We start from the raw sequence: 24,172 nt of genomic DNA, 5'->3' as shown, positions 1-24,172 counted from the left end.
TTAGAGCTCAACTTGAAAAGTATGTTCTTTCGCTGGAAATGACTGATCTTGAACAGCAGCATGATACGATTTAAACGCATCTATAATTGCTGTTTCCCCCGCTTGTTCTTTCATAAAATTACGCACAAAACGTGCAACGCGACCAAAAGTCAAACCAAGCATGTCTTGTACAACCAAAACCTGTCCATCAGTTTCATTGCCCGCACCAATACCAATCACTGGAGTATTAGGAAATAGTTCAGCAATTTCTTTGCCTAACTGAGCTGGAACACACTCTAATAATAATACCGCAGCACCTGCATCAACCACAGCTTGGCAATCGGCAATCAACTGATCTGCTGCTTCACGTGTGCGCGCTTGAAGTTTATAACCACCAAATACATGTACCGATTGTGGGGTTAAACCTAAATGTACACACACAGGAATACCATTACGGGTCAAGACTTGGACTAATTCACTAAGCCACGCACCGCCTTCAATCTTGACCATTTGTGCGCCTACTTGCATCACGGCTTTGGCATTTTTTAGACCATCTTCAAGCGTCGCATAACTCATAAATGGCAAATCAGTCATAATTAAAGCATGTGAATTGCCACGGCGCACTGCTGCCGTATGGTAAGCCATATCTTCAACTGTCACAGGCAGCGTAGAATCTCGACCTTGAATTGCCATGCCTAGAGAATCACCGATTAAAATCGTATCAATTTCAGCCAATTCCATCGCTTTAGCCATACTTGCATCGTAACAAGTGAGACATGAGAACTTACGTCCTTCGGCTTTAAATTTTCTTAAGTCACTTAGACTAATCATGATGATGTCCTCTACGGCGTTTCCAGAACAAAGCAATCTTAAGCGGTTGCCCAAGACTGGTCTGCGATTACAGTTAAATTTGCCTGCTGTACCAGTTCTAAATCTTTTAATCGACACCCATTCAACTGTAAATGAGCATCTAAATCCAATAAGGGAACAATCACAAAATCACGTTCTAAAATACCAATATGTGGTACGGTCAAACGTTCATTTTGAATCTGCTCTTGACCATAGATCAGCAAATCAAGATCAAGCGTTCGCTCGCCCCAACGCCGCGCACGGATACGTCCTGCATCTTGCTCGAATTGTTGTAATTGATCTAATAGGGCAAGCGGTGCAAGTGTGGTATCGAGTTGAACAACCGCATTTAAATAATTCGGCTGATCTTGCGGCCCCATTGGCGGACTTTGATAAAGTCTTGAAACTTTTACCGGACCTAAACTAGCCAGCTTCACAACAGCCTCGCTAAGAATCTGTTGTGAATCGCCTAAATTGCTACCAAGACCAATATAAGCACGAGTCGTCATTGTGTTGGTCCAAAAACAACTTGGGCTAAATCACGCTGTACCCGTTTACGCTTGAGAATCGGGTGATCCGTATGAATTTGACCAGAACCCATAGTCGCTTTTTCGATAAAACGACTCGAAGATTCATCGGCTCTCACACGTTCTTTTTTAGCACGACGACTTCTTGGCTCAGGGACATTGACCAAAGGCTCAATCTCAGTGGTCTTTGGCTCATCAACTTCAACTGTCTTACGACGTGTTTTACTACGTTGACGGTTGTATTGACGAATTGCGACTTCTTTCTGATCGATTGACATTTCTTGGTAAGCTTCCCACCAAATCCCCATGCCTTCGGTACTGCTATCACCTGATTTCTCACGTAACAACAAGAAGTCAAAGCCTGCACGAAAACGTGCATGTCCAGCTAAAGCTTCAATTTGCTGTGGTTTTGGATTGAGCAAACGGGTTTGCATTTCCCATACTTCACGAATGAAAGTTTCTGCAAAACGCGGAATAATAGTTCGTGTCGCCTGACGTTTAAGCACATCAAGACCCGCTTGCGCACGCGCTTCAGCAGGCACAACACCTTTATTTAAATAAAAGTCACAGCGTTCTAAAAATGGCTTCCACAACAAGACCGCATAGAAGAATGCTGGATTAATGGTCTTGCCAATTTGAATTCGCTGATCGGTATTCTTGGCTGCACGTTCAATAAAAGTCGTGAGTTCTGGAGGAATTTCAGCAAATAACTGTTTCCAGACCCCAAACTCAATCAACATCGGCAAAACACGCGCGAGATGCCCCATAGTAAAGAGCTTTTGAGACTCATCATATAAACGATGCGGTGAGACATCACGTAACAGTTGCGTCAGCTCAACATTAAAAACATCAATAATCGATTGATCAATTTGAAAGTTAAGTTTCGCAGCAAAACGTAAGGCACGTAACATTCTCACGGGGTCTTCTTCAAACCGCTGTGCAGGCTCACCTAGAAAACGCAAAGTACGCGTTTTAATATCATCAACTGCATGACAAAAATCTAGCACGATCGCTTGGCGCGGTTGATAATACAAAGTATTAATTGAGAAATCTCGACGCGCAAAATCTTGCTCAATTGTTCCCCAATTATTATCTCGCAGGATCATACCGGAAGCACTGGTGACTGCTTTTTTGGGAGGAGCGCGGAAAGTTGCGACTTCAATCAGTTCGCGACCAGAATAAACATGTGCTAATTCGAAACGTCGACCAATAATTCGGCAACGTCGACCAAAAACTTCTTTCACTTGAGCTGGTGTTGCATTGGTAACAGCGTCAAAATCCTTAGGATTAAGACCTAACATCATATCGCGAACACCGCCGCCTACAATATATGCCTCATAGCCAGCTTTCGTCAGGCTATCAATCACATCTAATATTGAAGAAGGGAGTTGGGTTGTGGACAGACCACATTTTGACGCACGCAAAGTTTGCAAAAGACACTGTCTCCTACGTCAGGACGTAAATAACAATTTGTCGCTAATCATAGCTCTAACACACTCAAAGGGCAATTTATTCTGTTGAAGTTTCAACAGATCAGTATGTTTTAATGCAATATCATCTTTATTTTTATCCTATAATCCTAAGCGTGCTTTATTTTTCTCAAGCAATTTGGGTCCAATTCCTTTTACATTGACCAACTCATCTATCGTTTTAAAACCACCATTCTTTTGGCGATATTCAACAATTGCCTGAGCTTTTTTCTCACCCACGCCATTCAACGTTTGTAGCTGCTGTAAATTTGCTTGGTTCAAACTAATTTTATCTCCTTGAATGTTTACAGAAGATGAAACTTGCTTTGAACCTTGTTGTGCCGTGGGTCTTGATAAATAATAATTATTGTTTGGTTGCTTCGCCAATTGCTGATCACGTGCCTGTTGTTGCGCTTTCCATTTTTCATAGGATTGATCGAATGGCTGCGCATCTACAGATGAAAAACACCCTAAATATATAAAAATGAATAAAAAAAGATTATGTTTGCTGCGTAGCTGCGGCAAATTCATTGGATTTCCCCTGAAGTTTTAAGTGTCTTTTTGCTTGCTCCCAGAGTTCGTCCATTTCTGCCAAACTCATTTCTTGCAAGTCTTTGTCTTGTCTTTGTGCTTGTTGTTCAATATATGCAAATCGGCTTCTAAATTTATGAATCGTTGCCAGTAATGCAGTCTCACTCGACAGACCAAGTTTACGTCCTACATTGATTAAAGAAAATAGACAATCGCCAAACTCTTCTTGTATTTCATCACTTTTTTGATTTTTGATCGCTTGTTGTAACTCCTCTAGTTCCTCATCTAGTTTTGCATAAGCATCTTCAACTGTTTCAAAATCAAAACCCAACTGCGCTGCTTTTTTTTGAATCTCATGTGCCTGTACCAATGCTGGCGCATGTTTCACTGCATCTAGTCGAGATTGAGCCTTACCTTGTTTTTCTTGCTGCTTAATTTTTTTCCATAATTCACTGACTTGCTCTGAATCTAAATTTTGATATTTTTCAGCTTGAAATACATGTGGATGACGACGAATTAATTTTTCACTAATCGCATCTACAACATCATGAAAGTTAAATGCGCCTTGTTCACTATACATCTGAGATTGGAACACGACCTGCAATAACAAATCGCCTAACTCGTTGCGAATTTCATTTAGATCACCCTCTCGAATCGCTGCTTCAACCTCATAGGCTTCTTCAATCGCATAGCAAGTCAAGCTATTAGGTGTTTGTTGTTGATCCCATGGGCATTTTTGTCGCAATTCTTGCATAATTTCTAATAACTTTTCCATGATCCTCTCCAAATACAGCCAAATTGTTGCAGCTTGAACCTGCTTATGCGTAATATACGCCGATTAAAGAAATATGATAAAGCAAGGGAAAGCAATGCAACATAGCGTATTTATTAGTGGAGCGGCACAAGGAATTGGTGCTGAGATTGCGCGCATCTTTCATCGTCATGGTTATAAAGTCGGTATTTATGATATTAATGATGAGCAAGCGCTTCGTTTAGCCAACGAACTTGGTGAAAATGCCAAAGCGGGTTATTTGGATGTTAGTAACTTTCGCCAGTGGAAAATGGCACTACAAGATTTTAAAAATTGGGCAGGCGAACTGAATATTTTAATTAATAACGCTGGAATCTTATACTCTGGCGCATTTGAAGAGACGTCAATTCAATCCCATCATCGCACTGTGGATATCAATATCAAAGGGGTTCTGAACGGTTGCCATGCTGGGTTATCCCATCTAGAAAAAGCCAGTTTTGCTCGTGTGATTAATTTATCCTCCGCCTCAGCAATTTATGGACAAGCTGATTTAGCATCGTACTCTGCGAGTAAATTTGCGGTTCGAGGCTTAACAGAAGCCTTAGATGTAGAATGGCAAAAATATAATATTCGCGTACTCGATGTAATGCCTCTATTTGTACAAACCGATATGGTAAAGAATATGAATGCGGGCAGTATTCAAAATATTGGTGTGGATTTAACCCCTGCGGATGTTGCGAAACAAGTCTTACAGTTAGCCCAACAAAAAGATCATGCCCTGATTCCAACTCATACTCCTGTAGGGATAAAAACCAAACTGATGTATCAATTGTCGAGCATCAGTCCACAGTTTTTAAATCGATTGACTAATATTTTCCTATCGAAGCGTTAAGCATAAAAAAGCTGCATCTCAATGCAGCTTTTTTATTTTATGTTCTAACTTCCCTGAACTAAACGTCGTGCGCTGATAATCCCGGGTTGCTGCTCTAAACGAGCCAATAAACGAGACAGTTGTGCCAAACCTTTGACTTCAATCAATAATTTCATATTGGCAATACCATCTGCCTCAGAAATGGTATTGACCTGACGAATATTGATTTGGTCTGAGAAAATCACTTGGGTGAGGTCTTTAAGTAGACCACGGCGATCATAAGCTTCAACCACGATTTGCACGCTCTGACCACGAGTTGGTTGCATTTCCCAATCTGCTTCAACAGCACGCTCAGGCTCTTGTGTCGTCATGCGTAAATAATCTGGACAAGCGATCTTATGGATACTGACACCACGGTTTAAAGTGATATAACCACCAATCGACTCACCATGCACAGGTTGACAACATTGCGCAATATGCAGCTCAACATTATCCAAACCATCAATCAAAATCCCGTGTGCTGAGAGCGTATGGCTCGCACGAGGATTTAACGCAGGTTTTAAAACCAGTTCAGGCTCATCTTGATCCAAGTGCATCTGACGATTGACTTGATTCATCAAGGCATGAAGGCTGATATCACCACTCACCAAAGCCACTAAAATATCATCACCCGCTTTCAGGTTGAAATGAGATGAATAATCTTTTAAATCAATACTCTTTGGATGAATGGCTAAACGAGATAATTCTTTATTCAGTAACTCACGTCCAACTTCAACGTTTTTACTGCGATCTTGTTGTCTAAACCAATGGCGTAACTTGTCACGCGCACGCGCCGTTTTGATATAACCTAAAGAATTGACCAACCAATCACGGTTAGGTTCGCGGTCTTTCTTGGTTAAGATTTCAACCTGCTCACCTGTTTTCAAGGTATAGGTTAATGGCACATAGCGCTGATTGACACGTGCTGCATAGCACTTGTTTCCAACTTCAGTATGCACATGATAGGCGAAATCTAAAACGGTTGAACCTCGTGGTAATTCCTTAATATCACCATCACGACTAAATACATAAATCTTTTCAAAATTCTCAAAATCTTGAATTTGATCTATGCCATTTGACTCTTCATCTTCGCCATGTGGTGTCGTTTCAGTACGCTCTTGATAATGCTCAAGTACGGCACGTAAAGAATGCAAACGATGGTTAAATGAATGATCGGTATTTTTTGCGCCTTCTTTATAATTGAAGTGCGAACAAACACCTAACTCAGCCTCATTGTGCATTTCAAAGGTACGAATTTGCACTTCTAAAGATTTATTTTCTGCAATCACAGCAGTATGTAATGAGCGATAACCATTTGCCTTTGGATTGGTGACATAGTCATCAAACTGGTTGGGAATATGCCGCCATAATTGATGCACAATGCCTAAAGCGTGATAACAATCAGGTACACTTTTTACCAATACACGTACCGCACGAATATCGTAAAGCTGATCGAAACTCAGGTTTTTGCTTTTCATTTTTCGATAAATCGAATAAATGTGCTTCACTCGCCCAGTGATTTCAGCTTGGATATGATGCGTACCTAGTTCAGTCTTTAATTTATCAATGACAAATTGAATATACTGCTCACGCTCTAAACGTTTTTCATTCAGTAACGATGCGATTTCTTTATAGCGTTCTGGTGCTAAATAACGGAAAGCAAGATCTTCTAGCTCCCATTTAAGCTGTGCTATACCTAAGCGATGTGCAAGTGGTGAATAGATCGTTAAAATCTCACGTGCAACACGCTCTTGACGTTCTTTACTCGCCGTTGCCAATTCACGCAAGGCATAAGTACGTTCAGCCAGTTTGATTAAAACGACACGTACATCTTCTGTCACCGAAATCAGCATTTTATAAATGCCGTTTAAGTGCTCACGTTGATTATTATTGAAATGATCTTCTAAACGTTTATTTTTTTCAATCAATTCAGAGAGCTTACCCATCGCAAGCGTACCCTGTACAAGACCAAGTACTTGCCCACCAAACTGTTGTTGAATATCCTCTAAGGTAATTAAGCCTTCGCGCACACTGCGATATAACACTGCCGCTGACAATGTGTCTTCATCAACATGTAAATGCGCTAAAATATCAGCCATACCAATACCTGTACTAAAGGTATTGCTACGATGATGAACCGTGGTTTCTAATTCTTTTGCCAAGGTCAGCTCTGCAACTTTTTGAAGTTGCTTTAGCTCTGCCCCATCCAAAATATCACGCACTCGATCTAGCCAAGAGACCAGACCACTTTGCGCTTCAGCGGCATGTTCTACAGTCGTTTCCTCTGACAACTCATGGAGTCGTCCAGGTAACTGCTCACGTACTGTGACCATACCATTCTCCTCTGGATATGTAACTCATTCTCTAATCGTTTATCTCTTGGGTCTTTTCAAATTGCTCAATTTTTTCAAACAAGGCAATTGATTCAACATGCTCAGTATGGGTAAACATGTCCATTACTGCCGCCTTTTTAAGTTGATAACCATATTGTGCCAGTACACCCGCATCCCTTGCCAGTGTTGATGGATTACATGAAACATAAACGATTCTTTTTGCTCCAAAATTAGGTACATATTGCATAACTTCAAACGCACCTGATCGTGGAGGATCAATTAATAATGCATCAAATCCCTGTTTTGCCCAAGAATGATGCGAAAAGTCTTTTGTTAAATCTTGTGAAAAGAACAATGCCTGAGACAATTGATTTGCTTTTGCATTTTCAGTTGCCCGTTGTACCATCTCATCACTTGCTTCAACACCAACGACCTGACCTGTCTCACCAACACAACGTGCTAAAGGTAAGGAAAAATTACCCAGTCCACAAAATAGGTCGAGCACTCTCTCCCCTTTCTGTAAATCTAGCAATTCACATGCCAAGTGAATCATCTTTGCATTTACACCACTATTTACTTGAGTAAAGTCTAAAGGCGAAAATGCAAATTTAACCGCAAACTCATCCAGACTATAGTGCAAACGCATCGGTGCTTGAGCATCATCAACACGATGTAAACTATCTGCGCCTTTAGGTTGTAAATACAACTGCCAATCCTTTAGTAACGCAAATTGACGTAATTGGTTGACATCCGACACATTTAATTCATCCAAGTGGCGAATCAGTAACGCTGTCTCGGTATCACCCATTGCTAATTCTATATGACCAATGTGGGCTTTGCCTGTTAGACTTTCGAGTAGTTTTCTCAACTCTACCAAACTTTCGGACAAACGCTGATCAAGTACGTGACACTGCTGAATCGGTGTTAAATGATTACTGTGATGTTCACGAAAGCCCATCACCAAACGATTTTGTTTCGCAATATAGCGAACGCCCACTCGAGCACGACGACGATAATCTATTTTTTCAGATCGGATTGGATCTAACCATTGTTCTGGTTGTAAACCAGCAAAATGTTGTAAATGTGACTTCAATACATTCTGTTTTAATAAAATCTGTTCATCTGGATGAATATGTTGCAAGCTACAGCCACCACAGACCCCAAAATGCGGACAAATCGGATCGACTCGTCCCACAGCCGCATCACTTTCTAGCTTAACCATATCCGCTTCTTCTAAACGCGAAGTTTGATTAGTGATCTTGGCTTGTACCGTTTCACCCACGAGCGCATAACGAATAAAAACCTTCTTACCGTGCTTTTCTTTTGGATGATCAGGATGCGTTCCATAATGCGCAATCCCTCGCCCCTCATGAGAAAAAGCTTCGATTTGAAAGGTATATGTTGGATATTGAGCTGGGCGCTGTTTCGCTTTATGTTTCAAAAGATCAACCTAATTTTTTGGCGCAAACGTATTTGCGGTAAATACAGTATATTGCGATGTTTGTTGCCATACCTGTAAGAATTCTGTTTGTTGCGTTTGAGTTTGTAAATAATCGATCGTGGTTTGAAGCCAATACTGATGATCATGTTGATTAAGCTGCCCTTTGAGCAACAACCAACGTAAATAGATCAACCATGTATTTAAAACATCACCTTCACAATAACTGGTCAGTTTTAACCATTGTTCAGTACGCACATACTCTGGCACATGATAACCAGTCTCACCACGTTTCCCAGGGAATCCTAAAAGGCAAGCAACATCATCAAGTTTTTGAAAATTTCGACCATTAAACATTGCCATCACATCCATTAAATCGACATGACGATGGTGATAACGGTTTTGATAGTTATTGAAACGCTTTTGGTTATCAATTTCACCCTGATCAAATAAACTTGACGCAGACAAACCATGATACATGGCGCGAAATAAAATCACTGGCAGATCAAATTGCGAACCATTCCAACTGATTAATGTGGGTTGCTTCTTATCAAAAATAGATAAAAATTTAGTCAACATCTCAGCTTCTGTATTTTGCTCCTGACTAAATGAAAAAAGTCGAACACCTTTTTCATCAATCCACAAACCAGAAATACACACAATTTCATGCAAAGGTAGGCGTTGAAAATCCATACCAGATTCTTGACGGCGAATCTTAGTTAATGCTTGTTCAACATCGGCTTCAGGTAAATCAAGATGATAAAGATGAGCACCCGCCTTTAAATCGGTTAGTGTCTCAATATCAAAAACTAAAATTGGAAAACGTAAATTCATCTTGAAATCTCTTCAAACCCCTTCCAACCCACCTTTTATAAAGGGGAGTTCTCCCTCTTTTTAACAGAGAGATTAGGGGAGATTTTAATCTTGAACTGAAAACAGCCCTGTTGACAAATAACGATCACCTCGGTCACAGATAATGCAGACAATCACAGCATCTGAATGTTCTTCAGCAATTTTAATTGATGCCCAAACTGCGCCACCAGAAGAAGTACCTGCACTAATACCTTCAGTGCGTGCTAACTTACGCATGGTTTTTTCTGCTTCGATTTGTGGAATATCAATAATTCGATCCACACGACGACGATCAAAAATGGTTGGAAGATATTCTTCTGGCCAACGACGAATCCCTGCAATGCTCGAACCATCAGATGGTTGTAAGCCCACAATTTGAATATCAGGGTTCTGTTCTTTTAAATACTTAGAGACCCCCATAATCGTTCCTGTCGTCCCCATCGAACTCACAAAGTGAGTAATTTTTCCGCCCGTTTGCTTCCAGATTTCTGGTCCAGTTGTGAGGTAATGCGCCTCTACATTGTCTGGATTACCAAATTGATTGAGGACAAAACCTTTGCCCTCAGCCTGCATTTTTAAAGCTAAATCGCGTGCGCCTTCCATACCTTGCTGTTGAGTCACTTCGATTAACTCAGCACCATAAGCCAACATTGCATCTTTACGTTCCTGACTCATGTTATTTGGCATGATCAGCTTCATTTTATAACCACGCATGGCTGCAACCATGGCTAAAGCAATGCCAGTGTTACCACTAGTGGCTTCAATTAAAGTATCACCAGGTTGAATTTGTCCACGCTTCTCTGCTTGAACAATCATGTTATAAGCAGGGCGATCTTTGACTGAGCCAGCAGGATTATTACCTTCTAATTTCGCTAATACGGTAGCTTGAGTATGACTTGCTAAACGTTGCAAACGCACTAAAGGGCTTTTACCGACATAATAGTCTAGTAAAAATTCATCTGCTAAAAAATCAGTTTGCGTATTCGTCATGATCGACACCGATATTAAGGTGGCGACTATTGTATGGAAAAAACAGAAATACTGCACCTTTTCACTATGCTTTTTATTGGCTAGCCAATACCTCTGATTTCGGCAAAGCATGATAAGATGTTTCGCAGAATGATAAATCTGACCGCGCTATGTCAAATTTCAATAAAACCCTATCTAAACGCTTACGGCTCAATCATGCTTATGGACAATTGATTGCACTTATTTTAGTGCCAATCGCCGTACTGACAGGAGTTGGTATTTTATGGGTTTTATCTGAAACCACCAGTGCAGCAAAACAACAACAATATTCAGATGCTTCTGCGATTTTAGCTCGCTACCATCAAACCGCAGAAAAATTACTACAACTGGTACAACAACACCCCGATCAATATGATCGCGCTCAAAACATTATGCAAAAGATGTTTGATGAGAAAAACTTACAACGCGCTGTCATTATTGATAATCAAGGGCAAACCTATCTCAGTGTTGGTTATCAAAATAATCGTTTTTGGCCGACTTTTCCGAATAACAGTAATTTTTTTGGTCCAATCGCACATAACCACAATAGCATCTATGGTGCAAAATTGGCTGGTGGTCATAACGAATCGATTTGGCTCATGATTGAACTAGACAATCAGCCACTTGAGTTAGCTCGCTATAAAATTCTATTGGCACTGGTCGTGACTGGACTAATTACCTTATTACTTTTATTACTCTGTTTAAACGTATTTTCAAGAATTTGGCTTGCGCCACTCTATGAAATTCGCATGCAAATGCAACGCTTAAATGCAGATACACTTGATCAGCATATCGTGGTGAACAGTACAGGTGAGTTACGCTTACTCCAGCGTGATATTGCGAATGTAGTCAAACGTTTACATTTTAGCTTCTTGGAGTTGAAAGAGCATACTGAACAAACCGAAGAGGATTTACGTCGTACTTTAGATACACTCGAAGTCCAAAATATTACTTATCGTCAAGCACGTGACCAAGCGATTTCATCGAATCAATCTAAATCAGTCTTTTTAGCCAATATCAGCCATGAACTTAGAACACCTCTCAACAGTATTGACGGTTTTATTCACCTCTTACTGCGTCAGCAGAACTTAAGTAATGAACAGAACCTGTATCTTCAAACTATTCGTAAATCTTCAGCTCACCTTTTAGCACTGATTAATGATGTCCTTGATTTCTCTAAAATTGATGCGGGTAAATTAGAGCTCGAAACAGCGCCATTTGATTTGGAAGAAGCTATTTTTGATGTGATGGATATGCTTTCTCCGCTCGCAGCGCAAAAACATATCAATATGGCATTTTACTATGCCGAAAATATTCCCCAACATGTGATTGGTGATGCATTACGCTTTAAACAAATTCTGACCAACCTCATTTCCAATGCCATCAAATTTACCCCAGATGGTGAAATCATTGTTCGTGTACGTATGGAAGATGATGAAATTGGACAATGTCTCTTACATTTCAGTGTACAAGATAGTGGTATTGGTCTCAGTGGTACTGACCGTAAAAAGTTATTTGAATCATTCTCTCAAGGCGATGCTTCCGTTACTCGTCAATTTGGTGGTACGGGATTAGGCTTAGCGATTTCCAAACAACTTGTTCATTTGATGCATGGTCAAATTGGCTTTGAAGACAACCAAGAACGTGCCCCGACAGAAAAAGGTTCAACCTTTTGGTTTACGGCTTCATTCAAAGTAGATGAACAAGATGAATTTGTTGAGCACCCACATTTCGATCATTTACAAGTGGTGTCTTACCTCGCTCACCCTGCCACAGCGAGCGTGCTTCGTTCATATTTAGAAAACTACCGTGTCTCACATATCGAAACACAATCAATTTTGGATTTATTTAGTCGTCTGAATCATTTAAATCAGCAAGAAAACACATGGCTCATTGTTGACCATAGTGGTGATACAGAAGCACTACTCAAAGAAATTCGTCAGCGTTACCAAGGAAACTTAGCCGTTTACGGTTATCAAATGAGCCTTGAGCCGAACATGCTGAATGAATATCGTGCGCGCCCACTCTATCAACCATTGAGTCGCCGAGAACTGGTGCAACTGTTAGGGAATCAACCGATTTTTGAGCCAGAACCAGAAAACTTTAATGGTCAAGGATTACATATACTTGCTGTAGACGATCATTTACCTAACTTGATTGTACTGGAAGCATTACTCGGTGAATTGAACGTCACCACTACAAAAGCGCTCAGTGGGCAGAAAGCGATTGATATCATTCAAGCACGCATACAACAAAAATTACCGCCATTTGACTTAGTCTTTATGGACATCCAAATGCCAGTGATGTCAGGAATCGATACCACACGAGCAATTCGTTCCTTAGAGTCAACTTTAGATACAGGCATGCAACTTCCGATTATTGCACTCACGGCACATGCTCTAGCAGACGAGAAGCAAAAATTACTCAAAGTTGGTATGAATGATTACGTAACCAAACCGATTCAAATGGAACAAATCATTCAAATCTTAACGCACTGGACGAACAACAATTTCTCTTCTCAAGCAGCAAATACAGAACAAAAACGTTCGACTGAAACCATTGATCCTCAAATTTTGAATTGGCAACAAAGCGTTCAACTAGCAGCGAATAAAGAAGATCTAGCACAAGACCTATTGAATATGTTGGTAGATAGTTTCGATACTGAACTTGCTGAAATGCAACAATTGATTGAAATGGAAGACTTCCCTCAACTGGAACATGTATTGCACCGTCTATATGGCGCTACTCGATACGTAGGAACACCGAATTTGCAACAGGTTTCTGGCGAATTTGAACAATTCGTTTCAACCCTGCGTAAAGAACGACGTAAAGCAGACGATGGCTTTATTCGGGAAACAAATTATCGCTTTAACGAATTAAATACAGCCATTGAACAGGTGCGACAAGCCGCAAATCTCATCTTACACACCCATGACATTTAATGTGACTGCGGTGTCATGTTTCAGGTTAAAGACTCATGTTATGCTGCCCCAATCAAACACAATAAGAGTATGGTAAATGGCACTTTTACGCGTTGAAAAGAACAATGGGATTGCAACAGTTTCCTTAAATCGACCAGATAAACGCAATGCAATGAGTTTTGCATTATTAAAAGAATTGGTTGCAACAGCTAAAAAAATTGAGAAAGATCGTTCAATTCGTTGTGTCATCCTCACGGGTGAAGCACAGGTATTTAGTGCTGGTATCGACTTATCAGATCTAAATAATCCAAAAAATACAGCATTTGCGGCATGGGAACTGATCAAACCTGGACAAAGCTTATTTCAAAAAGCTTTTTTAATTTGGCAAAATTTGCCTATTCCAGTTATTGCAGCGATCGAAGGTTTTTGCTTTGGTGCAGGCATGCAACTTGCGCTAGCAGCAGACATTCGTATTGCAACACCAAACACTCAAATGTCGATTATGGAAAGCCGTTGGGGCCTAGTACCTGACATGGGTTTAACACGCTCATTAAAAGGATTGATCGGCGTTGATTTAGCCAAAGAATTAACGCTGACTGCGCGTATCTTTGATGCAGAATACGCTAAAGAAATTGGTCTAGTGACACATTTAGATCATGATCCATTAGCCAAAGCAAACGTGATCGCCCAAGAAATCTTACAGCGCTCGCCAGATGCAATTATGGCAGCGAAACGAGTATTGGATGCAATGGAACATCAACCTGAAAAGGCTTTACGTTTAGAAAAATTGTGGCAGCTTAAATTACTTTTAGGTAAAAACAGTAGCCTTGCACGTAAAAAAGATAAGAATCCAGAAATTCAATTCTTGCCACGACAATATAAATAAGCACGAGGATAAATTCACATGCATGTTAATCAACAAACACCTATCGCGTTCTTAGGTATGGGGTTAATGGGTACACGTATGGCCTCTCGACTTCTTCAAGCTGGTTATACTGTAGCTGTATGGAATCGAAGCCAACATGCATGTGAAGCACTTATTCAACAAGGTGCAACTCAATTAGAATTAAACAAGATTGCGGAATACCCTGTTATTTTAATATGTTTAGCGGATGATCAAGCTGTTCAAAGCGTTTTCGATCAAATCCAGCCCTATTTAAAAGCAGAGCAAGTGATTGTTGATTTTTCTAGCTTGTCGGTAACCGTGACACAACAATTGGCGCAATCTGCCCAACAGCAACAAGTGACTTGGATTGACTCGCCTGTTTCAGGTGGGACTATCGGAGCAGAACAAGGTACATTGGTCATTTTTGCTGGTGGCGATGAACACACCATCCAAGCACTCGAGCCTATTTATAAGGTCTTATCCCAACGTGTCACCCGTATGGGTGAAACAGGGGCTGGACAAGCCACCAAAATTTGTAATCAATTAATTGTTGCCGCAAATAGCACATTGATCGCAGAAGCTGTTGCATTAGCAAGCCAAGCAGGCGTAGATACTCGCTTACTTGCCCCAGCACTCGCAGGTGGCTTTGCAGACTCTAAACCTTTCCAAATTCTTGCTCCCCGTATGGCAACACACACTTTTGAGCCAGTACAATGGAAAGTGCAAACCTTATCAAAAGACCTTAATAATGCATTAAAACTTGCGCAGAGTTTTAATTTAAAGATACCTGTCGCACAAAAAGCTCTATTACAGTTACAAGCTCACCAAGAAAATGGCTTTTCTGAGAATGATTTAGCAACTATCATTCAATATATAGAGCAATAATAATTGATTCGAGGAGTTTGAATATGAGCCATCTTGCAGTCAATTTATCGATGATTTTTACAGAAGTTCCTTTGATTGAGCGTTTTGCTTTAGCTCATGCACATGGCTTCCAACATATTGAAATTCAGTTTCCATATGAATTAGATGTTATCGATATTCAAACTCAACTTGAACAATATGATCTTTCCCTTTGCCTCATTAATGCGCCTGCTGGCGATTTAATGCAGGGCGGTAATGGCCTAGCAGGTATTCCTGGAAAAGAAATTGAATTTCATCATGCGCTCATGTTAGCCATCACATATGCAAATGCACTCAATGTTCCTCGTGTCAATATTCTGGCAGGCAAACAACCCCTAGATGCTGACCTCTTACCCTGTTTAAATACCTTAGCAAGCAATTTGAAACTTGCTTGCCACATGCTCACTGAACAAGGTATTGAACCCGTTTTTGAAATGATTAATGGCACAGATATGCCACGTTTTCTAGTTCAGAATATCGCTCAAGCCCAAGAAATGCTGGAAGTCGTCAACCATCCTGCTTTAAAAATGCAGTACGATTGTTACCATATGGCAATGATGGGTGAAGAGATTTTGGCCGGATTACAGGAAAATTTACATCAAATTGGACATATCCAATTCGCCGATTATCCAAATCGACATGAACCTGACACAGGAAATATTCCCTATAAGCAAATTTTTGACTGGTTACGTCAAAGTGACTATCAAGGTTATATTGGTGCAGAATACCGACCAAAAACTCAATCAGATCAATCTTTTGCATGGAAAAAAAAGTACTTTTCCAATGACGTGAATACATAAACTGTTACTGCTGAAATTTGAATTTTATAGAGAAAAACGGTATATTTGACGATGAGTAATTGTCAGGAAAATATACCCTCTATGAATTTAGAACCATCGCCCAGCGCTTCTAATTCTCACGACCTAAAAATCAAAACAGCAAACAAAGATGTACATGCTTGTTTAAAAGTTGTACATGAAGCCCTTACTGATGTAAAAGCCAAAGATATTCTAGAACTTGATGTAAGTTCTATTAGCAATGTTGCCGATGCAATTGTGATTGCAAGCGGAACATCTACTCGTCATGTCAAAGCACTTGCTGACAATGTTGCTGATGAAGCACGTAAAGCAGGTTTTCGCCCAATTGGTGTTGAGGGTGAACGAGATGCTGAATGGATCCTAATTGATCTAGGGTTCGTTGTTGTACACGTTATGCTACCTACCGCCCGTAAGTTCTATGACTTAGAAAGTTTATGGCGTGCACCAGAATCAGTAGCGTAATGCTCAAAAAAGCGACCCAAATTGGTCGCTTTTTTATATTCATAATAACTGTTTTAAATCAATTTCAGGATGTTGTTGCTTCACTGTATTCTTAATCTGCGCATAAAGCTGATCAGCTTTATTTGGCCCATAAAAATCACAATAAATAGCATAAAAAATTGTAATCAGTTCCGCATAGAGTGCTTGAGGTATTTGCTTAAGACAATTTTTTTCTGAACCATCAATAAATCGATAAGCAGCCAATAAGCGATGCTTTTTCATTTTTACCCCCAGTTCATCTACGAACTCTAAATAATCATTCCGATGAACTGACTTTAAAATTGTGATAATAAAATCATAAAAAGCTTGAAATAAATCTACAGGCTGCTCTTCTTCCGCAATCACCACCTCTAGATCTTCTTTAACCTCAAGATGTTGCTGCTTTTCAACAATCGATATTTCATGCAAGACCTGACGCAACATGTCTTTGCGGAGCAACCGCAACTCATGTGTTGTACAAATTTCACTTAAAAAACGGTTTAATACAAAAGAAGGCTGATGTCCATATTCACTTTCCCAATACTGCAAAACACGTTGCAAAACGGTATCTGGCAAAAATTGAGATAATCCTTTTGTGACTGCCTGCTTCTTTTGTTCAATTGTCAGTTCTACCATAGCGATCACCCCTTAATGCCGATGAGTGATATTTTCAGTCTCAAAAGTTACATCTCTTTGAAACTCAGGATAAGATAACTCCGCATGTTCTGTGTAGTCTAAACCACGTTGTTCATGTTGTTGTGAAACTCGCAAACCACCTAAGAGCTTATCAAGTAATTTAAACATAATAAAAGATGCACCAAATCCCCAAATTAATGCAGCCCCCACACCTAAGGCTTGAACAAGAATAATATCTAAATTAAATAGTGATTTTTCAAAGAAAATACCTGCAGCTAATGTCCCCCATGCACCACAAACACCATGAACAGTCACTGCATCCACAACATCATCTAATTGCATCTTTTCTATAAATTGTGGAACAAAGGTAATTAATAATCCCGCGATTGCCCCTGTGATAATCGCAAACGGCGGTGACATTGTGGCACATCCTGCCGTAATTGCGACTAGGCCTGCTAATGAAGCATTAATCGTATGACGCATCAAGACTGCTTTTGATTGAAGCAGTGCAAGAATCATGTAAGTTGAAGCTGCAGCACACGCAGCAAGATGTGTATTCAGTACAATACGCCCAATACTAACACTGGCTGCAACGGTTGAAGCGGCATTAAAACCGAACCAAGCAAACCACAAAATAAAGCCGCCTAATGCAACGAGAGGTAAGTTATGTCCTGCTAAAAAATGACTTTGCCCTTTGCGACCAAAACGACCTAAACGTGGTCCTAACACGATAATGCCTGCCAGTGCCACCCAACCACCAATTGAATGCACGACTGTTGAACCTGCAAAATCAATAAAACCCAGAGCTTTTAACCAACCATCTCCACCAAACAATCCCCCCCAAGCCCAACTTCCAAATATCGGATAAATCACACCACTGACAAAGATGGCACTCACCACATAGGCCACAAAATGTATTCGCTCCGCCATCGCACCACTTGCAATCGTGGTTGCTGTTGCTGCAAACATCATTTGGAAAAACAATAAATTCCAATGCCAGTCATCTAATTGACTCGGCATAAAATATCCCCACCCTATCCAGCCTGTTTGATTTAAACCGAACATCAAACCAAAACCAAATAGCCAGAAAATGATACCGCCTATACAGGTGTCCATATAATTTTTCATAAGAACATTAACGGTATTCTTACTACGAACCGATCCACTTTCAATTAAAGCAAATCCTGCTTGCATAAAGAAAACTAAAATTCCACCAACAACCACCCACACGCTATCCAAGGAAAGGCGAATTTCTTGAATATTAGGTGCAGTTTCAGCAAAAGAAGCGGAAGAGAGAAACAATAAAAATGGCAAAATCAATACGATATTTTTCATATAATTCCCCTAAAAAGAACAAGAAATTAAATGCAAAGAGAATGCCAAAACAAACTTTATTTATTCAAAAAATTTATTGGTTTATATTTATCTATCATAAAAAGCGGGTGGTGTTCTAAAAAGTATGCTCATAAGAAAAGGAGGCAACGAGGAACAATTCAGCTATATTTAAATGTGTGAAAATCGAAATAGAACTTCATTGTCCTCGATGCCAGAGTACAAGTATAAAGAAGAATGGCATTAAACACGATGGTAAGCAAAACTATCGTTGTAAAGAATGTAATAGGCAGTTTGTGGGTGACCATAATTTGACGTATTTAGGCTGTCATTCAAAAGCGGTCAAATTGATTTTGCTTATGCTTGTGCGATGTTGTGGCATTCGGGATATTGCAAAGATTACGAGGTTTAGTATTGGCAAGATACTTAAAACGCTTACACAATCAAATCATGAAATAATTCCTCAAAGAACTCATTATAAATGCTTGGAAGTTGATGAATTTTGGACATTTGTAGGCAACAAGAAAGATAAGCATTGGCTACAGTACGTCTATGATAGAAGTAGCGGAGAAATAGTGGCTTTTGTATGGGGAGGAAGAGATGCTCATACAGCACAAAGGCTAAAAAACCGTTTAGAAGAACTGGGTATTACTTATGATTGTATATCGAGTGATCATTGGGAAAGTTTCATCAAAATTTTTAAGCCGGACCAAGAAGGGAAATATTATACAGTCGGGATAGAAGGAAACAACTGCCGATTAAGACACCGCATAAGGCGAGCAGTAAGAAGAACATGCTGTTTTTCGAAGAAGGTATTGAATCATGTAAAAGCTTTTAATCTTGGATTCTTTTACATTAACCACGGTTTTGTATAGTGATGTTAAAATGATCAGCATACATTTTGAAACACCACCAAAAAGCGATTTAACATTCATATTGATGATTAAAGTTTTTTACTCAAAGTACAAAGATGAGCTATTGGTAATTTTAAAAAATTGACATGACAAATTGTCAAATTTAACACACTATAACACCACCTTAGAACTCGGTTAATAAAAGGTATCACAGGAGTAACACATGAAGGTCTTGATTACAGGTGCAAATACAGGAATTGGCTTTGCTACAGCGGAGCAATTGGTCAAACAAGGACAGCATGTCATTCTTGCCTGCCGCAATCCTCAAAAAGCACAAGTTGCACAAGAAAAATTACGGAAACTTGATCAAGCACAAGTAGACTTAGTTTCACTTGATTTAAATAGTCTTGAACAAACCCGAAAAGCGGCAGATCAAATCGCTGATCAATATGGCAATCTAGATGTTTTAATTAACAATGCTGGTCTTTTTGCCAAAACCAAGCAACTCACCGCTGATGGATTTGAACAACAATTTGGAGTGAATTATTTAGGACATTTTCTTTTAACTCAAAAATTACTCCCAGTTCTAGAAAAAGCACCTAAAGCCCGAATCGTACACCTTGCTTCAATTGCGCATTGGGCGGGTTCAATCAAACCAAATAAATTTCGTGCTGAGGGTTTTTATAATCCACTGTTTTATTATGGTCAATCTAAATTAGCGAATCTATTATTCAGCAATGCACTGGCTGAAAAAATGGCAAACAGTACAATTACCAATAATGCTTTACATCCAGGCGGTGTGGCTTCGGATATTTATCGTGATTTACCAAAGCCTGTTTATGAAGTCATGAAATTAGGTTTAGTACCCACTTCTGTTCCTGCAAAGTTGATTACACAAATGGCGACTGGAGATGAGTGGGCAAAGCGTAATGGAGAATATGTCAGTGCTCATATGCCAGATTGGAAATCACCACATGCTAAAAACCAACAGCTTGCGCGCGATCTTTATACTCAATCTATGGATCTTGTAGAAAAATATCTTTAATTAAATCGCAAATAAAAAAGCCACCCAAGGGTGGCTTTTATAATCTTAATGAGGTCAGATTAGTGACCACCACCATTGATTGCTTTCGTCATATCTTCCACAACTTTCTTGGCATCACCGAAGATCATCATAGTTTTTTCGTTATAGAACAAGTCATTGTCTAAGCCAGCATAACCTGTTGCCATAGAACGTTTGATCACCATGATGGTACGTGCTTTATGTGCTTCAAGAATCGGCATACCATAAATCGGTGAAGTCGGATCGTCTTTCGCAGCAGGGTTCACAACGTCGTTTGCACCAATGACCAGTACCACGTCTGTTGCAGGAAAGTCTGAGTTGATCTCATCCATTTCCAAGATGTCTTCATAAGCAACATCTGCTTCAGCTAACAATACGTTCATGTGACCAGGCATACGACCAGCAACTGGGTGAATCGCAAAGCGAACTTTTACGCCCTGCTCTTTCAAGATTTCACACAACTCTTTAACCGCATTCTGTGCACGACCTTGTGCCATACCATAACCTGGTACAATCACAACGCTGTCTGCATTTGACATCAGGAAGCCTGCGTCATCTGCTGAACCAGAACGGTGGTTACGTTGAACTTGCTCACCTTTATCTGCTGATGCAACTGCTGCACCACCCATCGCACCACCAAACAAGACGTTGATGATTGAACGGTTCATCGCCTTACACATGATGTAAGAAAGAATCGCACCAGAAGAACCTACAAGCGAACCCGCAACGATCAACATATTGTTTTCAAGTGTGAAACCAATACCTGCCGCAGCCCAACCAGAGAATGAGTTCAAGAGTGATACTACAACTGGCATATCACCACCACCGACTGGCGCAATCCATACCCAGCCAAATGCAAGTGCAAGTGCTGTCATTGCCCAGAATGCAGTCATGTTACCCGTAGTGAAGAAGTAGAAACCACATGCAAGCATCGCAATAAAGATTGTTGCTTGAACTGGTTTAACCCATGCACCAGAAATTGTTTTCGCCCATTTCTTCGCAGCCAATTTACCGTAAGCAAATACAGACGCAGTAAATGTAATCGCACCAACGAAACAGCCAACAAACAATTCGAATAAATGAACTGCACTCATATGTGCGTGTTGAACACCAGCAGCAGTTAAAGCAGCTTCATTTTGTTCAAACAATACATTGAGTTGGTTGTTGTGCAGGATCGCAGCAATCGCAATTAATACCGCAGCCAAACCGACGAGAGAGTGCATCAATGCAACCGTCTCAGGCATTTGCGTCATTGGAACTGTTTTCGCACGTGCGATACCAACAACAGCACCCAATACCATTGCACCGCCAATCATCCAAACTACTGGATGCTCAGCAACAAAGAAGGTTGTTACTACAGCAATCGCCATTGCGATCATACCGTAGCGGTTACCTGCAATTGCAGTCTTAGGGCCAGACAAGCCACGTAAAGTTAAGATAAAGAGGACAGCACCAATCAGGTAGAACCAATCCGCATAGTCTCGAATAAATTCCATTGCTTAGCCCTCTTTTTTCTTTTGCTTCGGCTTGAACATTTCAAGCATACGAGCAGTTACAGCAAAGCCACCAAAAATGTTGATACTTGCCAAGAACACAGCAACAGCACCTAAGATGCTTACAACATTTACACTTTGGAATGCTACATTGGCATCAACACCAATTGCAGGCATACCTACAGTCTGGATCATCGCTCCAACCACAATAATTGAAGACAACGCATTCGTTACTGCCATTAATGGTGTATGTAACGCTGGCGTTACACCCCACACCACGTAATAACCTACAAAGATGGCAAGGACGAAAATTGTAATCGTTTCAACCATGAGAACTCTCCTTAACCGCGCTTGAGCAGTACTTGACCGCCATGAGTCACGAGTAACGCTTTTTGGATTTCTTCTTCTGGATTAATCGCAAAGTTTTTGTCTTTGTCGAATAATGTTTCAAGGAAGTTGAAAACGTTACGTGCATACAATGCAGATGCTTCTGTTGCAACTGTGCCTGGAATGTTTGGAATACCCAAAATTTTCACACCATTTTCAGTAACAACTGTTTCGCCTTCTTTAGAACCTTCAACGTTACCACCCGTTTCAACTGCCATATCTAAAATGACAGAGCCCGGCTTCATTTTGGCAACAGTTTCAGCTTTGATCAGACGCGGAGCATTACGACCCGGAATCAATGCAGTCGTGATTACGATGTCAGCATTTGATACCGCTTTATCTACAATCGTAGCTTGATCTTTGATGTATTGCTCACCCGGCTGCCAACCATAACCGCTTTTCGCAGCTTCAGCAGCACGTTGTTTTTCTTCGTCTGACATTGGTACGTCTAACCATTTACCACCTAAAGACTCAACTTGTTCTTTAGCAGTTGGACGTAAGTCAGTTGCTTCTACAACTGCACCTAAACGTTTTGCAGTCGCAATCGCTTGAAGACCAGCAACACCAACACCCATGATCACGACACGCGCAGGTTTTACGGTACCCGCAGCAGTCATTAACATTGGGAACATACGTTGATATTCAGCCGCAGCTAACAATACAGATTTATAACCCGCTAAGTTTGCTTGAGAAGAAAGTACGTCCATGTTTTGTGCGCGTGAAAGCGTACGAGGAAGTAACTCTAAAGCAAAAGCAGACACTTGCTGAGTAGCAAACTGGTCTAATTCTGGATTGCGGTAAGGGTCAAACATAGCTATTACAGTTGTATTCGCCGCAAGTTTTTGAATTTCGTCACCGCTAGGAGCACGTACCTTCAAAATAATTTGGCTGCCTGTATAAGCATCGTCCGTAATAGTTGCGCCAACTTGTTCATAAGCACTGTCAATATAGGCTGCTTTAACACCAGCGCCACGTTGAATGACAATGCTATGACCTGCGTTAATCAACTTCTTAACTGTTTCTGGTGTTGCCGCTACACGACTTTCACCTGCAACAGTTTCGGTTGGGATTCCGATCTGCATGAGCGTTCCTCAAGCTAGTTTTTCTTAAGTAAACATCGCGAGTCGCAATGTTTCCCCCAGGAGTATTCTTTGTTGAATTTTGGATTCTAATGGAACTTTTTTAAAATTCCACCCAATATTTATTTAATAAATACCTATATTTTGAACTGATGATTCAGATTAATGTTTACAACTTGTATAATCAGCATGTTTGCCTGCTTATAAGTAAAAACACTTTATCTTTATATACTATATGAGTAAGTCTGATTATTTAGACAAACTCACCAGCTCACTGTCTTTTTCAGTCATCAACTACTGATAAAAAAGTAAGGTACAAATAACAAATCAGGGCTTTGTTGCATCAATAACTCATAATCAATACAAATTACTTATCTGGTTTAGATATTGAACGTATTGTGATTTATAAATCATCCGAATCTGCATCATAATCATGCAATTAATCGGTGGGATTGGCTTCTTAGAACATTTATAGCGTTTTTAGAGCGACTTCGATCAAATTTTTACAGATAAAATCATCGATTAGTAAAGACTAAGCAAATCATTCAAAATGATCCAAAGATGCGAATAGCGATCAATGAAGATAATTATCAAAAATAAATGTAAAATTTTTAAATGGCATTTTTTCAAGTGATATTTGTATGATTTTGTCTAATCAAATCTCAAAAATTGC

At 40.1% G+C, this 24,172-nt stretch carries 22 protein-coding genes; 8 read left to right on the top strand and 14 right to left on the bottom strand.

The window, feature by feature from the left end:
* The 5 genes from panB to mazG form a co-directional block, all read right to left on the bottom strand.
* Positions 1 to 810 carry a 3-methyl-2-oxobutanoate hydroxymethyltransferase gene (gene panB, locus O1450_RS02725; protein WP_269229612.1) on the bottom strand — a complete coding sequence of 270 codons (810 nt, stop codon included), beginning with the start codon at positions 808 to 810 and terminating at the stop codon, positions 1 to 3.
* A 38-nt stretch (positions 811 to 848) separates the two neighbouring features.
* Positions 849 to 1,337 (bottom strand): 2-amino-4-hydroxy-6-hydroxymethyldihydropteridine diphosphokinase, encoded by a 489-nt coding sequence (gene folK, locus O1450_RS02720; RefSeq protein WP_269229611.1) that lies wholly within the window; start codon positions 1,335 to 1,337, stop codon positions 849 to 851.
* The gene (gene pcnB / locus O1450_RS02715; RefSeq protein WP_269229610.1) at positions 1,334 to 2,788 is read right to left on the bottom strand and encodes a polynucleotide adenylyltransferase PcnB; all 1,455 of its coding nucleotides are present in this window, start codon (positions 2,786 to 2,788) and stop codon (positions 1,334 to 1,336) included. The genes folK and pcnB overlap by 4 nt, the downstream gene beginning before the upstream one ends.
* Positions 2,789 to 2,926: 138 nt before the next feature.
* A complete protein-coding gene (locus O1450_RS02710; RefSeq protein ID WP_269229609.1) occupies positions 2,927 to 3,355 on the bottom strand; it encodes a ComEA family DNA-binding protein in 429 nt (142 codons plus the stop codon).
* The gene (gene mazG / locus O1450_RS02705) at positions 3,324 to 4,130 is read right to left on the bottom strand and encodes a nucleoside triphosphate pyrophosphohydrolase (RefSeq protein WP_269229608.1); all 807 of its coding nucleotides are present in this window, start codon (positions 4,128 to 4,130) and stop codon (positions 3,324 to 3,326) included. The genes O1450_RS02710 and mazG overlap by 32 nt, the downstream gene beginning before the upstream one ends.
* A gap of 94 nt (positions 4,131 to 4,224) precedes the next feature.
* Between mazG and O1450_RS02700 the strand changes: the two genes are divergently transcribed.
* The gene (locus O1450_RS02700; RefSeq protein WP_269229607.1) at positions 4,225 to 4,998 is read left to right on the top strand and encodes an SDR family oxidoreductase; all 774 of its coding nucleotides are present in this window, start codon (positions 4,225 to 4,227) and stop codon (positions 4,996 to 4,998) included.
* Between the two features lie 44 nt (positions 4,999 to 5,042).
* Here O1450_RS02700 and O1450_RS02695 read toward each other — a convergent pair whose 3' ends face one another.
* The 4 genes from O1450_RS02695 to cysM all read right to left on the bottom strand — a co-directional run bounded on the left by O1450_RS02695 (position 5,043) and on the right by cysM (position 10,629).
* The gene (locus O1450_RS02695) at positions 5,043 to 7,349 is read right to left on the bottom strand and encodes a RelA/SpoT family protein (protein WP_269229606.1); all 2,307 of its coding nucleotides are present in this window, start codon (positions 7,347 to 7,349) and stop codon (positions 5,043 to 5,045) included.
* Between the two features lie 31 nt (positions 7,350 to 7,380).
* Positions 7,381 to 8,790: a 23S rRNA (uracil(1939)-C(5))-methyltransferase RlmD gene (gene rlmD, locus O1450_RS02690; RefSeq protein ID WP_269229605.1), complete on the bottom strand. Its 1,410-nt coding sequence runs from the start codon at positions 8,788 to 8,790 to the stop codon at positions 7,381 to 7,383.
* A gap of 9 nt (positions 8,791 to 8,799) precedes the next feature.
* A complete protein-coding gene (locus O1450_RS02685; protein WP_269229604.1) occupies positions 8,800 to 9,621 on the bottom strand; it encodes a 3'-5' exonuclease in 822 nt (273 codons plus the stop codon).
* A gap of 84 nt (positions 9,622 to 9,705) precedes the next feature.
* Positions 9,706 to 10,629 (bottom strand): cysteine synthase CysM, encoded by a 924-nt coding sequence (gene cysM / locus O1450_RS02680; RefSeq protein ID WP_269229603.1) that lies wholly within the window; start codon positions 10,627 to 10,629, stop codon positions 9,706 to 9,708.
* Positions 10,630 to 10,778: 149 nt separating this feature from the next.
* On the opposite strand from cysM, the gene O1450_RS02675 reads away from it, so the two are divergent.
* From O1450_RS02675 to rsfS, 5 genes are all read left to right on the top strand, one after another.
* Positions 10,779 to 13,589: a GacS-like sensor histidine kinase gene (locus O1450_RS02675; protein ID WP_269229602.1), complete on the top strand. Its 2,811-nt coding sequence runs from the start codon at positions 10,779 to 10,781 to the stop codon at positions 13,587 to 13,589.
* A 76-nt stretch (positions 13,590 to 13,665) separates the two neighbouring features.
* The gene (locus O1450_RS02670) at positions 13,666 to 14,454 is read left to right on the top strand and encodes a crotonase/enoyl-CoA hydratase family protein (RefSeq protein ID WP_269229601.1); all 789 of its coding nucleotides are present in this window, start codon (positions 13,666 to 13,668) and stop codon (positions 14,452 to 14,454) included.
* 18 nt (positions 14,455 to 14,472) lie between these two features.
* Positions 14,473 to 15,339, top strand: coding sequence for an NAD(P)-dependent oxidoreductase (locus O1450_RS02665; RefSeq protein ID WP_269229600.1), 867 nt, complete (start codon positions 14,473 to 14,475; stop codon positions 15,337 to 15,339).
* Between the two features lie 23 nt (positions 15,340 to 15,362).
* Positions 15,363 to 16,157: a hydroxypyruvate isomerase family protein gene (locus O1450_RS02660; RefSeq protein ID WP_269229599.1), complete on the top strand. Its 795-nt coding sequence runs from the start codon at positions 15,363 to 15,365 to the stop codon at positions 16,155 to 16,157.
* Positions 16,158 to 16,238: 81 nt separating this feature from the next.
* Positions 16,239 to 16,637, top strand: coding sequence for a ribosome silencing factor (gene rsfS, locus O1450_RS02655; protein ID WP_004664160.1), 399 nt, complete (start codon positions 16,239 to 16,241; stop codon positions 16,635 to 16,637).
* 39 nt (positions 16,638 to 16,676) lie between these two features.
* Here rsfS and O1450_RS02650 read toward each other — a convergent pair whose 3' ends face one another.
* Both O1450_RS02650 and O1450_RS02645 read right to left on the bottom strand, forming a co-directional pair.
* Complete coding sequence (locus O1450_RS02650) at positions 16,677 to 17,291, bottom strand: hypothetical protein (protein WP_269229598.1); 615 nt, start codon at positions 17,289 to 17,291, stop codon at positions 16,677 to 16,679.
* Between the two features lie 12 nt (positions 17,292 to 17,303).
* A complete protein-coding gene (locus tag O1450_RS02645) occupies positions 17,304 to 18,626 on the bottom strand; it encodes an ammonium transporter (RefSeq protein ID WP_269229597.1) in 1,323 nt (440 codons plus the stop codon).
* A 176-nt stretch (positions 18,627 to 18,802) separates the two neighbouring features.
* Here O1450_RS02645 and O1450_RS02640 point away from each other — a divergent pair, with 176 nt between their 5' ends.
* Together O1450_RS02640 and O1450_RS02635 are read left to right on the top strand one after the other, a co-directional pair.
* On the top strand, positions 18,803 to 19,498 hold the full coding sequence (locus O1450_RS02640; RefSeq protein WP_269228537.1) for an IS1 family transposase: 696 nt from the start codon (positions 18,803 to 18,805) through the stop codon (positions 19,496 to 19,498).
* Positions 19,499 to 19,700: 202 nt separating this feature from the next.
* Positions 19,701 to 20,522 carry an SDR family NAD(P)-dependent oxidoreductase gene (locus tag O1450_RS02635; RefSeq protein WP_269229596.1) on the top strand — a complete coding sequence of 274 codons (822 nt, stop codon included), beginning with the start codon at positions 19,701 to 19,703 and terminating at the stop codon, positions 20,520 to 20,522.
* Between the two features lie 59 nt (positions 20,523 to 20,581).
* Here the strand turns inward: O1450_RS02635 and O1450_RS02630 are convergent, their stop codons facing one another.
* From O1450_RS02630 to O1450_RS02620, 3 genes are read right to left on the bottom strand one after another with little or no spacing between them, the layout of a single operon-like run.
* Positions 20,582 to 22,036 carry an NAD(P)(+) transhydrogenase (Re/Si-specific) subunit beta gene (locus O1450_RS02630; protein ID WP_269229595.1) on the bottom strand — a complete coding sequence of 485 codons (1,455 nt, stop codon included), beginning with the start codon at positions 22,034 to 22,036 and terminating at the stop codon, positions 20,582 to 20,584.
* A 3-nt stretch (positions 22,037 to 22,039) separates the two neighbouring features.
* Positions 22,040 to 22,363, bottom strand: a complete 324-nt coding sequence (locus O1450_RS02625) for a proton-translocating transhydrogenase family protein (RefSeq protein WP_004664154.1) — start codon at positions 22,361 to 22,363, stop codon at positions 22,040 to 22,042.
* Between the two features lie 11 nt (positions 22,364 to 22,374).
* On the bottom strand, positions 22,375 to 23,502 hold the full coding sequence (locus O1450_RS02620) for a Re/Si-specific NAD(P)(+) transhydrogenase subunit alpha (RefSeq protein WP_269229594.1): 1,128 nt from the start codon (positions 23,500 to 23,502) through the stop codon (positions 22,375 to 22,377).
* Positions 23,503 to 24,172: the final 670 nt, after the last annotated feature.

Origin of the sequence: Acinetobacter sp. TR11, from assembly GCF_027105035.1 — a bacterium.
In the GTDB taxonomy this organism is placed as follows: domain Bacteria; phylum Pseudomonadota; class Gammaproteobacteria; order Pseudomonadales; family Moraxellaceae; genus Acinetobacter.
Note: the sequence above shows the minus strand (reverse complement) of the source record. Positions and strands in the feature narration are given on the sequence as shown.